Source organism: Pseudotenacibaculum haliotis (genome assembly GCF_042684245.1).
GTDB classification, from domain to species: domain Bacteria; phylum Bacteroidota; class Bacteroidia; order Flavobacteriales; family Flavobacteriaceae; genus Polaribacter; species Polaribacter haliotis_A.
Genome location: NZ_JBHULH010000004.1, coordinates 499701 through 512535, shown reverse-complemented (window position 1 = coordinate 512535; position 12835 = coordinate 499701). Strand labels below are relative to the sequence as shown.

Annotated in this window: 12 protein-coding genes; all 12 read left to right on the top strand. The window is 33.5% G+C overall.

Annotated features, from left to right (window positions below; all coding sequences use genetic code 11):
• The first annotated feature begins 1 nt into the window (after position 1).
• The 12 genes from ACFSRZ_RS10380 to ACFSRZ_RS10325 are packed head-to-tail and all read left to right on the top strand — an operon-like array spanning position 2 to position 12793.
• A complete protein-coding gene (locus ACFSRZ_RS10380) occupies positions 2 to 1465 on the top strand; it encodes a hypothetical protein (RefSeq protein WP_379666487.1) in 1464 nt (487 codons plus the stop codon).
• Entirely contained in the window at positions 1458 to 2837 is a 1380-nt protein-coding gene (locus ACFSRZ_RS10375; protein ID WP_379666486.1) for a hypothetical protein, read from the top strand. The genes ACFSRZ_RS10380 and ACFSRZ_RS10375 overlap by 8 nt, the downstream gene beginning before the upstream one ends.
• A gap of 4 nt (positions 2838 to 2841) precedes the next feature.
• A complete protein-coding gene (locus tag ACFSRZ_RS10370) occupies positions 2842 to 3843 on the top strand; it encodes a glycosyltransferase family 2 protein (protein WP_379666485.1) in 1002 nt (333 codons plus the stop codon).
• Entirely contained in the window at positions 3843 to 4460 is a 618-nt protein-coding gene (locus tag ACFSRZ_RS10365; protein ID WP_379666484.1) for a PIG-L deacetylase family protein, read from the top strand. Before ACFSRZ_RS10370 ends, ACFSRZ_RS10365 begins: the two co-directional genes overlap by 1 nt.
• Positions 4461 to 4472: 12 nt before the next feature.
• A complete protein-coding gene (locus tag ACFSRZ_RS10360) occupies positions 4473 to 5171 on the top strand; it encodes a WbqC family protein (protein WP_379666483.1) in 699 nt (232 codons plus the stop codon).
• Positions 5159 to 6316 (top strand): glycosyltransferase family 4 protein, encoded by a 1158-nt coding sequence (locus ACFSRZ_RS10355; protein WP_379666482.1) that lies wholly within the window; start codon positions 5159 to 5161, stop codon positions 6314 to 6316. The genes ACFSRZ_RS10360 and ACFSRZ_RS10355 overlap by 13 nt, the downstream gene beginning before the upstream one ends.
• Positions 6313 to 6870, top strand: coding sequence for a GNAT family N-acetyltransferase (locus tag ACFSRZ_RS10350; RefSeq protein WP_379666481.1), 558 nt, complete (start codon positions 6313 to 6315; stop codon positions 6868 to 6870). Before ACFSRZ_RS10355 ends, ACFSRZ_RS10350 begins: the two co-directional genes overlap by 4 nt.
• 1 nt (position 6871) lies before the next feature.
• The gene (locus tag ACFSRZ_RS10345) at positions 6872 to 7942 is read left to right on the top strand and encodes a glycosyltransferase (protein WP_379666480.1); all 1071 of its coding nucleotides are present in this window, start codon (positions 6872 to 6874) and stop codon (positions 7940 to 7942) included.
• On the top strand, positions 7939 to 9261 hold the full coding sequence (locus ACFSRZ_RS10340; RefSeq protein WP_379666479.1) for an O-antigen ligase family protein: 1323 nt from the start codon (positions 7939 to 7941) through the stop codon (positions 9259 to 9261). The genes ACFSRZ_RS10345 and ACFSRZ_RS10340 overlap by 4 nt, the downstream gene beginning before the upstream one ends.
• Entirely contained in the window at positions 9248 to 10264 is a 1017-nt protein-coding gene (locus tag ACFSRZ_RS10335; protein ID WP_379666478.1) for a glycosyltransferase family 4 protein, read from the top strand. Before ACFSRZ_RS10340 ends, ACFSRZ_RS10335 begins: the two co-directional genes overlap by 14 nt.
• Before the next feature lie 4 nt (positions 10265 to 10268).
• A complete protein-coding gene (locus ACFSRZ_RS10330) occupies positions 10269 to 11576 on the top strand; it encodes a phenylacetate--CoA ligase family protein (RefSeq protein ID WP_379666477.1) in 1308 nt (435 codons plus the stop codon).
• On the top strand, positions 11573 to 12793 hold the full coding sequence (locus ACFSRZ_RS10325) for a glycosyltransferase family 4 protein (RefSeq protein ID WP_379666476.1): 1221 nt from the start codon (positions 11573 to 11575) through the stop codon (positions 12791 to 12793). The genes ACFSRZ_RS10330 and ACFSRZ_RS10325 overlap by 4 nt, the downstream gene beginning before the upstream one ends.
• Positions 12794 to 12835: the final 42 nt, after the last annotated feature.

Sequence of the window (12835 nt, the reverse complement as noted above, 5' to 3'; positions counted from 1 at the left end):
GATGAAAAAGCTTTTTGTATTACTTGCATTGGTACTTTTTGCACCTATTTTCTTTATGCCCTTTTATACTGATGCAAATGTTTTTGTATACATGGGAAGGCTTTTGGTAAGCGGATATGTTCCTTACGTAGATGGATGGGATCATAAGGGTGTTTCTCTGTATTTAATAAATGCAATAGGTTACGGAATAGGATTAAAATCTATCATAGGAATAAAGATCATAGAGATGTTACTTATACTGTACACCTTTATGAGGGTTTTCAACTTTTTAAAGAAAGAATACTCACTACTCATTGCAGTTATAGCAGGAAGTTTCGGACTGTTTACATTGAAGTACTTCTTTGATGGAGGAAATATGACAGAAGAATACGGAGCTCTTTTTAGTCTTTTATCACTATTGCTATTGCTTAAAAAACAAGTACGAACAATAGACTATGCTCTCATAGGAGCATTCTTTGTACTCAATTTTACACTACGAGCCAATTTGATAGCTTTTTGGGTGGCATTATTCTGTGTATACTTAGTGCAACTGATCCTTAAGAAAGAAAGCTTCAAAGATGTTTTGATGAAGTTTGTAAAGATGGGATATGGTGCTGTTACAATTGTATTGATTTTAGGAATCTACTTGTTAAGCACTAATAGCTTGCATGAATTTATAGATGCCGCTTTTACATTTAATTTCTCATATTCCGGTACTGGGAAATCATCAGCAATTTCTACCATTTTAGCTTCGGTAAAAAAATACCACCTCGGGGTAATTTTCATAGCAGGATTCATTGTTGCTATTTTAAGATTCTTAAAAGACAAGAACAGAAAGTTAGAATTGTTTTTAATTTTTTGGATTCCTATCGAATTATACTTTGGAAATATATCTGATAGATTGTACGCACACTATTACATGATGTGGGTGCCTTTGGTTATTTTCTCTACAGCTATTATTATTTCTGAAGTACGCGAAAGAATACAGATGTCTAATCTGTTGGTGGTTATTGTTGCAGGTGTTGTTTTTGTAGGGAGTTTTTATGTTCCGACATATATGACACTTAAGAATTGGGAATGGATACTGTTAAAATCAGGGAACCAATCTGAGAATGTAGCTACACACATATCGGATAACTACAAAGATGATACACTTCTTGTTTGGGGAAACTCAAGCGAAATATACAATCAAACAAATAAGTTTTCTCCTACTGTATTTTTCTACCATTCAACCTTTAAATACGATACAGAATTCATCAGAAAAAAAATTGAAGAATTCAATCAACAAGTAGTAGAAAAAAAGCCCGCTTTGATTCTAGACACAAAAAGAAACGGAATGATACATTTGGATGGAGCAAATGCTTCTGAAATAGATGAAGGACAGAAAAGAAATTTAAAAGAGTTTCTAAGGATCATTAAGGCTGACTATGTTTTAAAAGAGCAAAAGTTTGGTTTTGATTTCTATGTATTAAAAGAGAATGAGTAAAAAGAAGAAAGTTTTATTGTTGATTCAGTCTGGTTATAGCGCCAGAAACTTCATATTATCTGGTTTTTTAAACCACTCCAATTTTGATTTTGTTTTTTGGTCAGACCAAGATTACATAGAACAATACGGAATTGAAAACCAATTTGTAAAGCTTCCTGAGTACGAGTACAATTCTAAAGTAAATCTCCTACTTAAGATCAAGAATAGGGCAGAATTGTACTTCAATGTTAAAAGAACAGGAAATAAGAACTATTTAAGCTACTTGATAGGGATTTATAAAAATCAGCCCTTACGAAGCAGGCTAAGAAATAATTTGATTAGCTCTATAGCAGGTTTTTATGCAAATGAAAAAGGGATAGAAAACCTAGACAAACCTTTGTACAAAAGGATTAGAAAGACCAATTATTACACTAAGTGTAAAGACCAATTAAAAAAAGAAGCTCCGGATGTAGTATACTGTACCCATCAAAGAGCAAGTAATGCATTGGCCCCTATGTTGGCTGCAAGAGATTTAGGAATCAAAACAATTTGTTTTATTCACTCTTGGGATAATATTCCTAAAGGAGTACAGTTGGTAAAAGCCGATGAGTATTTTGTTTGGAGTTTGTATATGAAAGACGAGATGATCGAGCATTATCCGTTTATAAACGAAAACAACATCAAGGTTACAGGAACTCCACAGTTTACCTATTATTTTGAAGATGAATATAGATTGGAACGTTCTGAATTTTTGAATCAGTTCAAGCTAGACACAGAAAAAAGATACATTTTGTTTTCAGGAAATGATAAGACAACATCTCCTAATGACCCGGTGTATTTATCTGACCTGTGTAAATCTGTAAAAGAGTTGAATAAAGAAGAAGATATATACAGAGTCTTATTCAGACCTAATCCTATCGATCGTAATGAAGGTTTTGATACAGTGTTAGATGAATTTTCAGACGTTGCAACAGAGATCAAACCAGATTGGTTTGGGACCGATGTTTTTTTATGGAACAAAGGAGGACCAAGCAAAAAAGATGTTTCTTTGTTGATCAATACCATTATTCATTCAGATTTGATTGTAAATATGGGGTCTACAATGGCACTGGATGCAGCTATTTTAGGAAAACCATCATGCTATATCAATTACGATGTAGAAAGTACATTTGATTGGTCAGTAGAAAGAACCTATAAGTTCATACATTTCAAAATGATCAAAGACATAGACCCTGTATTTTGGATCAACAACAGAAAAACACGTTTAGAAGTTCTAAGAGAAGCTCTTACCCATAGTGAAAGTAAGAAAGAAGGAAGAGAACAATGGATCAATAGAGCAACCCAACTCCCCATAAAAGGAACCATCGAGAGAATGTGGAAACACTTAGCATAGAGAGATGAAGTTTAGTTTAATAGTTTGTACATACATGCGCCCAAAAGCGTTGACTGATTTGCTAGAATCAGTTAAGCTGCAAACCTTGTATCCTAACCAGATTGTTATTGTAGACGGGTCAAGAAACGATTTAACAAAGGAAGCTCTTAGCAAAAAGAGCTATCAAAACCTTGAATACTATAAAGTTGATGATGAAGACAGAGGACTTACCAGACAACGAAATTTTGGAATAGGAAAACTATCAGAAAACATTGAAGTTGTTTGTTTCTTGGATGATGATATTATTCTAACTGAAACATACTTTGAGAATTTAATAGCCACTTACAGTCAATACCCAAATGCAGGAGGAGTAGGAGGTTATATCACAAACGAAGTTAACTGGAGAAAGCTAAATGAAGGAGAAATACCTTCTTATGGTGAGTACGAAGCTGAAGGCTGGGTAAGATCCATCGGATCAAGAAATGTTATAAGAAAGAAATTAGGACTTTTGTCAGACAAACCTCCCTGCATTATGCCTGAATTCTCTAACGGATTCTCAATTGGCTTTTTCCCGCCAATAGATAAGGTTTACAAAGTAGAACATTTCATGGGAGGGGTATCATCTTTTAGAAAACAAGTTGTAGATGAGATCAAGTTCTCTACATATTTTGAAGGATACGGATTGTATGAAGATTCAGATTTCTGTTTACGAGTTTCAAAAAAATACGATCTATACGTAAATACCGGAGCTAAGTTGGCTCACTTCCATGAACCTTCAGGAAGACCCAATCAATTCAGCTATGGAAAAATGGTTACAAGAAATGGTTGGTATGTATGGAAAGTAAGGCATCCTAAGCCATCTTTTAAAGCAAAAATTAAATGGAATGTTATTGCTGTTTTGCTAGCAATAATTAGATTTACAAACGTATTAAGAGCTTCAGATAAAAAAGCTGCATTCACAGAATCTACAGGAAGATTCTACGGATTACTAACATTGATATTTAACAAACCAAAAGTGCAATACTAATGGAAATAAAGAATAAAGTCATATTAGCCATCGCTCCTCATTTAGATGATATCGAATTAGGATTAGGTGCTACAATTCATAAATTAAGTAAAGACAACACAATTCATTATTTAGGATTGTCTATGCCACCACTGGTAGAGAAGGACGTTTTTATGAAAGAATTTTGGGAGAGCTGTAAGCATCTTAAACTGTCTAAAGAACGTATGGTTCTTAAAGATTATAACCCAAGAGACCTGTTCAAAGACAGAATGGATATTTTACAATTGTTCTATGATACCAACAAAGCTATAAAACCAGATATTGTATTTGTACCCAATAGTAAAGATATACACCAGTCACATCAGGTAGCTTATCAAGAGGCGAGAAGAGCATTCAAATACTCAACCATTCTTGGTTACGAACTTCCTTGGAATAGTATGACTTTTGATATGGATGTTTTTATTGAAATCTCTAAAGAAGATGTAAAAGCAAAACAAGCATCTATCAACTCTTTTGAAACTCAAAAGCACAGAATGTTTTTTAGTAATGACATCATTACAGATTTGGCAAAACTAAGAGGAAAGCAAATAGGAAAAGATTTTGCAGAATGTTTTGAACTTACTCGTATTATCATTTAATCTATATTTCATTTGATAGTTTCTGCACATCAACCACATTTCTTACCCTGGATGGGCTATTTTAACAAAGCAGCTAAATCAGATGTTTTTGTTTGGTTAGAAAATGTTCAATTTCGAAAGAATTATTTTCAGAACAGAACAAAGATCAAAGTAGGAGAAAAAGAGTTTTGGCTTACTGTTCCTGTAAAGAAAGCAAGTTTAGAAACGCATATTGCTGATATAGAAATTGTAAGGTCTAAAGATTATAAGAAGATTGCTAAGACCATAGTTAACACCTATTCTAAAGCGCCTTTTTATGCTGATTTTTTCCCTGAAATAGAAAATATTATCAACTCAGATAGTAATTCTCTTAACGAGATCAATTATCAGTTATTCATGTATTTACTGAAGGTGCTTGAAATAGAAACTCAAGTAATCAGATCTACAGAACTCAATTTACAAAATGAAGACCCAAACAATCGTTTGGTAGAACTCTGTGTAAAATTGAATGCTACAGATTATATTGCAGGAAAAGGAGGAGCTAACTATATGGATGAATCTCTTTTTGAAGAGAACAATGTCAATATTTTATGGCAAAAATTCCCCGTACAAGATATTCAATATTCACAGAGAGGAAACGATTTTATCATGGGCTTATCGGTAATTGATGCACTCTTTAATATTGGAGCAAAGAAAACGAGAGAGCTTATTTTTACAGAATGGAAAAGCTAGGAAAACGGTTACTGGTTCTGTCGGCAGCACCACATTCTTATGATAAGGATGCGAAACCTGTTTCTTATGAACCTTATGTTAGAGAAATGAACTTATGGACAGAAATGTTTGATGAAGTTCATATTTATACCATTCTAAGACCTTATGACGAAAGTCAACGTCACAAATTTGCCAGATTTAAAGACACCAATGTCAAATTGATTTCATTAGCAAGTTTTGATGCTTCCAGAGGAATTTTATATAAGATAGGACTTCTGTTATCTCTCCCTATTGTCTCTCTTCAATTGTTATTCTCATTGAGGAAATACGATGTGATTAACATTCGAAATTCAGGCTTCTTTAGTGCAATTCTAGGAATAATCACAAGAATATTCCCTAAACCCACCATTACAAAATGGGCGGGAAGCTATATGCCTTATGAAGGTGAAAACTTAATTACAAAAATTGACAGAAGAGTTATAAACTGGTACCATAAGAGACACAAAGTATTGATCTATGATAAAGTGTATAAAAAACACTTTGTGAATTTTATACCGGCTTTGATGAGCAAAGCAGAAATCAATGAAGCAAAAAAATTAGCAGAGACAAAGCCACCAATCTCTGAAAGAGTAGAAATTATTGCTATTGGAAGAATGTATTGGGCAAAGAACTTTGAGCTCATTTTTGAAGCCCTAAACCTTTTACAACAAGATACAAGTGTAGACTTTAACTGGCATTTTCACATGATTGGAGATGGAGATCTAAGAGGGAAGCTAGAACAAATGGTAAGTGATTATAGCTTACAAGAAAGAGTAACATTTTACGGAGGTTTACCATTTCAAAAAGCACAATCGCTTTTAGCCAAGAGTCATGTTTTGATCATGCCCGGCGAAAAAGAAGGCTGGCCAAAGCCTATAGCAGAAGCTTGGGCTCATAATGTATTTCCGTTAGGTGCCAATAAAGGAAATGTACCGGACATTATTGACGATCCAAATAAGGGAATTGCTTTTACACCTACGAAAGAAGAATTGGTAAAGTCTATTAAAAATGCCCACGACTACCTTTCTAGTAAAAATGAAAGCCCTAATTTTATAGCATATGCCGAAAACTATTCTTTGGAAAGTTTTCAAGAAGAGTTGAAGAAAATCATTAAATCTGTTTTATGATTCGAGGAAAAAAAATCTATTTAAGGTCTTTAGAAAATTCAGACATTGATTTTATGTTGACTTTGGTCAACGATCAGGAATTAGCCTATTGGGAAGGAAGAAATGAATTTTTAGTATCTGAAGAAAAACAAAAAAAGTGGTTCGAATCCTTTAAAGACACAGGACATCGCTTTATTGTATGTGATCAAGAAACTAATGAAAGATTGGGGTATTTTTCTTTTAAATTCACCAATACAATATCCAACAACGGCTTAGTAGCTATAAAACTAGTACAAGAGTCGAGAGGAAAAAAGATCGGAACAGATACCCTTAAAACAGCAATGTCTTTTTTGTTCAACAAGATCAATGTAAGACGATTACATACACATATTGTAGATTTTAACTCAGCATCACAAAAACTATTTGAAAAGTGTTTTTGGGTGCAAGAAGGTGCAGAAAGAAAATCTATTTACATGAACAATGCATACCACGATAATGTCTTGTATTCTATCCTAAAAGAAGAGTATGTAGAAAAAGAAGAAGAATACTATTTAGACCTTTTTAAATATTCCTAAAATGAAAGTTCTGCATGTTATTGATCAATTAACTGTTGGAGGAGCAGAAGTTTTAACAGTCAACGTTGTAAACTTACTTGCAGCACAGCCAGATATAGAAGTTCATCTATGTGTTGCCAGAAAAGAGAGTTCTTTAAAAGAGAGTATAGACAAAAGAGTCAAATACATATTTCTAAAGAAAAGAAAAACTGTAGATAAGAAATTTTATAAAGCATTGCATGATTATATCAATGAAAACGAGATAGATATTATACATGCTCACAATACCTCATATTTTTCCAGTACAATTGTTAAATTTCTTTTGAAGAGAAAAGTAAAATTAATTTGGCATAATCATACAGGAGCTTATGTAAACCTTAAAGGAATTAAATTTATAATTCTAAAACTGTTTTCCAGATTATTCGATGCTATTCTAAATGTTAATGTAGGTCTGAACGAATGGTCTGCTAAAAAGTTAAAAGCCAAGAAGAATATTGTATTGAACAATTTTGCAGCTTTTACAAACAAAAAAGAAATTACCAAACTAACCGGGCTTCCGGGCAAAAGAATTGTCTGTTTAGCGGGACTTCGACCTGTAAAAGATCACCCTAATTTGATCAATGCTTTTGAGATTTTCTTAGAAAAGCATCCTGATTGGACTTTACACCTTATAGGAAAAAACTATGGAGATGACTATGCAGATCATGTTATAGAAATGATCTTAGATAAAAACCTGGAAAAGAAAATATTCTTTTATGGTGTACGAAGTGACATCAAACATATTTTAAATCAGGCAACTGTTGGAACGTTAACATCAAAAAAAGAAGGCTTTCCTATTTCTGTTCTTGAGTATGGATTGGCTAAACTCCCTGTTATTCTTACCAATGTAGGAAATAATAAAGCTGTTGTAAAAGATCAACGCGCCATTGTTCCTCCTAATGATCCTGAAGAACTGGCTAATTGCATGACAATGATGGCAGAAAATGAAGATATAAGCAAAGAAGTAGCTAATAGTCTACACAAACAAGTAGTAGATTATTTTTCGGAAGAGCATTTTATTAGTAAATTAAAAAGTACGTACTTTAGTTTATGATTAAGTTTGTGACAGATAATAAGCTTGCATTTATAGCAATCCATGTTTTTATTGGATTTCTTGCTACGCTTCCTTTTTTCCCGTCACTTTTTGGTTATATCATAATTATCGCTTGTGTTGCTGCTGTACTCTTTTCAGACAATAGAAATGAAGAAGCATTCATTATTGCTGCATATGTTGTTGGATTAGAAGTTTTTCTGCGGATGATAAAAGGAGCACCTTTGTTTGAAACAGGAAAATATACAACAATTGTAATCCTGTTTTTAGGGATGGTAAATGGTCCAACAAAACAGAAACTTACCTTGAGTTTCCCTGTTTATTTGATGCTGTTATTACTAGGTATCGTATTTACCAAAGTTCCGGATGGAGAATCCATTAGAAAAGCAGTAGCATTTAACTTAAGTGGTCCGTTCATGCTTGGAGTAAGTGCTATTTATTTTTACAAGAGAAGCATCAAACTTAAAGAAGTCTATAATGCATTGTTCTTCTTTTTACTACCGGTCTTTGCGATGATCACCTTCATTTACTTTAGAACACCTAGTTTTAGCGAGATTGCTTTTGGAGGGGTATCTATTGGAGAAACATCAGGAGGTTTCGGTCCTAACCAAGTAGCAACAATTATTGGGTTTGCAGCTTTTGTTATAGGATTCTTTATGCTAACCAAACGGAGCTTGACAGGCTTTTTTATCCTAGATGCCATTATCCTGATGTATTTTACCTATCGGGGACTTTTAACTTTTTCGCGGGGAGGAATTCTAGCTGCAGGTATTTGTTTTTTGGTATTTGCTTTTTTATATATTATTCACAAAAGAGATTATGCTAAAATATTCCAATATGCTATTGTAGGTGGAGTCTTTCTGGCAGGTGTTTGGTTATATACCTCAGATGTAACAGGAGGTATGATTGATAATAGATATTCAGGAAGAAATGCAAGAGGTATTAAGAAGAAAGACGTAACAGCCGGAAGGTTAGAACTATTTACTTCCCAATTGTCAGGATTTACAGACACTCCAATTTTTGGTATTGGAGTAGGAAATGGTAAGTACAAAAGATTTGCAGAAGGAGATGCAAAAGGTACTTCTCATAATGAAGTAGCAAGACTTATTGAAGAACACGGACTAATAGGGCTTTTTGCGCTCACAATGTTAATTTTCATACCCATTTTTCACTTTTTTAGACTCGATTTTTTCCAACGGGCAATTTTAATTTCCTTTTACCTCTTTTGGTTTTTTACCATAAACCACTCAGCCATGCGTATTGCCTTTCCAGGGTTTATGTATGCATTATCTCTCATAAACCTTAGGTATGAAGAAGAATAAAAAGATTCTTTACATAGGAAACGATAATTCGGCGAGAACAGGATATGTAAATACAATGGAAACCTTATCGTCTTTACTAACTAAGGAAGGCTATAAGATAACTCGATCATCAACAAAAGTAAACAAGGCATTACGTTTGCTAGATATGTGTGGTGCTACCATAAAACATGGTCGTAAATCAGACTATATTTTTATAGATACATTTAGCAGCCTGAACTTTTATTTTGCTTTTACAATTTCCCAGTTAGCAAGATTATTTTCAATTAAATACATTCCTATCCTACACGGAGGAAACTTGCCTAGTAGGATCAAGAGGTCAAAAAGGATGTCGAATATGATATTCAAAAACTCATACAAGAATATTTCTCCTTCTAATTACTTGAAGCAAGCTTTTGAAGAACAAGGGTACGAAGTAGGTCACATTCCTAACGTTCTTGAAATAGATCAATATAAATTCAAAAAAAGAGAAGATTTAAAGCCTAGATTGTTGTGGGTAAGGGCTTTTAAGCATTTATACAATCCGTTACTGGCAATAGAAGTAATTAATAACTTGAAAAAGGAATTTTCTGAAGTAAAACTTTGTATGGTAGGCCCTGTTATTGACGATTCTTTTAAAAAAACACAACAGAAAGTAAAAGAGTATGGAATGACAGATGATGTTGAGTATACCGGAACTCTATCAAAAGAAGTATGGGTCAAACGATCAGAAGAATTTGATATATTCATCAATACAACCAATTTCGATAATACACCTGTAAGTGTTATGGAGGCAATGGCTTTAGGGCTTCCTGTTGTTAGTACCAACGTAGGAGGGATGCCATTTCTGATTGAAAACAACGTTGATGGTATGTTGGTAGAAAAAGAGAATGCAGAAGAAATGACCAACGCGATAAAAAAGTTACTCAAAACAGACAGCACCGCTTTAGTAGATAAAGCTCGATCAAAAGCAGAATCTTTTGGTTGGGAACAAGTAAAAACAAAATGGTTTGAAATTTTAGATTGATCCCATGTACAGTTTCTTATTAGAGAAAATAATAATGCCTATAGGTGATGTGGTAAACGGATCATCTTATATCAAACAACTCAACTATTGGAGAAAGATCGACTTACTTTCTTCTGAAGAACTGAACGCATTACAGAAAGAGAACTTAGCAACAATTTTAAACTATGCTAGTACACATGTACCTTATTATCAAGGTAAAGATTACGAAAACTTAACGTCTTTTCCTGTAATAGATAAAATGGTGATTAGAGAACAATTAGACGCTCTAATATCAACTGAATACAGTAAAAAAGACCTAATTCCTTATTCAAGTAGCGGATCTAGCGGAATACAAACCACGGTTTATATGACCAAAAAAGAGCAATCTACTTTAAGAGGAATTCTTACACATTGGTGGGAATGGTCTGGCTATAAGATTGGAAAGCCTTTGGTACAAACCGGAATTACTCCCAATAGAGGAGCTGTAAAAAGTATCAAAGACCGTTTGTTTAAAACGATCTATATTAACGCTTTTTCGCACACAGAAGAGCAATTGAGGTTGTTATGCGATAAGGTGGCAAGAAAAAATGGACAATATTTTTTCGCAGGATATGCTTCTTCACTGAATGTTATTGCAGAATACGCCTTAAAGAATGACTATAAGATACAATTAAAGGGAGTTATAAGCCTGGGAGATAAAATGTTTGCTCATTATAGAAAGAATATACAAAAAGCCTTTAAAACGAATGTTTTTGATACCTACGGAAGCAATGAAGGCTTTATGATTGCTGCTCAAGACGATCTGGATCATTACTATATTCTAAGTCCGCATGTTTTTGTTGAAATTCTGGATGATGATAACAAACCGGTTAAAGACGGAGAAATGGGACACATTGTTGTGACTCGATTAGATTGTTTCTCAATGCCGTTGATTCGATATAAAATAGGTGACCTAGGAATCAAATTACCAAAAGAAGCTTATCCTGAGAATAGAAAATACGGATACCCTTTATTAAAACAAGTAGTAGGAAGAGAAACAGATATTGTTCTTTTACCGGATAGTACAAAGCTAGTTGTACATTCTTTTACAGGAATCTTTGAATACATTCCTGAGATCAAGCAATTTAGAGTGATACAAGAAAATGTAACCGGAATTACGATAGAATATATCAAAGCAGAAAAATTTTCAGACAAAGCAATTACTAGAGCAGAAAATGAGCTCAGAGAATATATAAAAGACACTAATTTTTCTATTGAGTTCAAAGAAGTAGACTATATTGCTCCCACAAAATCAGGAAAACCTCAAATCATAGAATCTAGGATAAAGAAATGAGTAAAAAAATAATTTGGGTATTGAATATGACATCAGGGAAACCTGATTCCGGATGGGGAGAACGCCATTATTATTTTAGCAAGTATTGGGTGAAAAATGGATACGAGGTCAAGATCATTTCTGGATCTTATAATCACCTTTTCAAGAATCAACCAACCATAGATGAAACTAAGAAGTTTACTCTGGAAGAAGTTGAAGAAGGAATTACCTTCTGTTGGGTTAAGGTTCCTAAATATGATGGAGGAAGTGTTTTTAAGCTCTGGAGTATGATCAGATTTGCTTTTAGAACGCGTAAGCTTAATGCAGATCTATTAGGGAAACCAGACTATATTTTGGTTTCGTCAATGCCTATTTTCCCGATTGTTACAGGATGGTATTTGAAGAAAAAACTAAAAGCCAAAAAACTGTTCTTTGAAATTAGAGATTTATGGCCGTTAACGCCAATGTATTTGAAGGGGTATCCTAAATGGCACCCTATTGTTCTTGTAATGGCTTGGATAGAAAAGTTTGGTTACAGAAAATCAGATGCTATTGTATCGTTGCTACCCAACGCACACATGTATATCGATAAGATTTCTAAAGACCCTTCTAAATTCTTTTGGATTCCGAACGGAATAGACGAATCTCTTTTGAATAAAGAACTATTACCGGCAGAAATAACTCAGCAAATTCCGAAAGACAAGTTTGTAATAGGCTATACAGGTACCATGGGAATGGCAAATGCGTTAGAGTATTTGATCGATTGCTCTATTCTTTTAAAAGAAAATGATGATATACACTTTGTGTTGGTAGGTGATGGATATTTAAAAGAAGAATTAAAAAATAAAGTTTCAGGAAATAACAACGTAACTTTTATTGATAAGATCAATAAAGATCAAGTACAGGAAATGTTGAAGAATTTTTCTGTTTGTTTTGTAGGAAGAAATAATACGCCATTGTTTGATTATGGTGTTTCCTCAAACAAATTCTTCGATTATATGTTGGCAGGTAAGCCGGTAATCTCTTCTTCAAACAAAATAAAAGACCCTGTAGAATTATCAGGTTGTGGTTATGTTGTAGAGCCTGAAAGTGCAGAATCGATCAAAGAAGCTGTATTAAAATTACAAGCGATGACTGAAGAAGAAAGAAACAATTTAGGAACAAAAGGATTAAATTACGTTAAGAAATACCATAACTTTAGCTATCTAAGTAATTTATATATTAAATTATTCGATTAGTAATTCCTCAGATGGTTTTTTTTTATAATTTTGGTCATATTC

Excerpts from the sequence above, each read along its gene's own strand:
- ACFSRZ_RS10335 (WP_379666478.1), top strand. The coding sequence starts at position 9,248 with ATGAAGAAGAATAAAAAGATTCTTTACATAGGAAACGATAATTCGGCG.
- ACFSRZ_RS10345 (WP_379666480.1), top strand. The coding sequence starts at position 6,872 with ATGAAAGTTCTGCATGTTATTGATCAATTAACTGTTGGAGGAGCAGAA.
- ACFSRZ_RS10365 (WP_379666484.1), top strand. The coding sequence starts at position 3,843 with ATGGAAATAAAGAATAAAGTCATATTAGCCATCGCTCCTCATTTAGAT.
- ACFSRZ_RS10350 (WP_379666481.1), top strand. The coding sequence starts at position 6,313 with ATGATTCGAGGAAAAAAAATCTATTTAAGGTCTTTAGAAAATTCAGAC.
- ACFSRZ_RS10380 (WP_379666487.1), top strand. The coding sequence starts at position 2 with ATGAAAAAGCTTTTTGTATTACTTGCATTGGTACTTTTTGCACCTATT.
- ACFSRZ_RS10375 (WP_379666486.1), top strand. The coding sequence starts at position 1,458 with ATGAGTAAAAAGAAGAAAGTTTTATTGTTGATTCAGTCTGGTTATAGC.
- ACFSRZ_RS10340 (WP_379666479.1), top strand. The coding sequence starts at position 7,939 with ATGATTAAGTTTGTGACAGATAATAAGCTTGCATTTATAGCAATCCAT.
- ACFSRZ_RS10325 (WP_379666476.1), top strand. The coding sequence starts at position 11,573 with ATGAGTAAAAAAATAATTTGGGTATTGAATATGACATCAGGGAAACCT.
- ACFSRZ_RS10355 (WP_379666482.1), top strand. The coding sequence starts at position 5,159 with ATGGAAAAGCTAGGAAAACGGTTACTGGTTCTGTCGGCAGCACCACAT.
- ACFSRZ_RS10330 (WP_379666477.1), top strand. The coding sequence starts at position 10,269 with ATGTACAGTTTCTTATTAGAGAAAATAATAATGCCTATAGGTGATGTG.
- ACFSRZ_RS10370 (WP_379666485.1), top strand. The coding sequence starts at position 2,842 with ATGAAGTTTAGTTTAATAGTTTGTACATACATGCGCCCAAAAGCGTTG.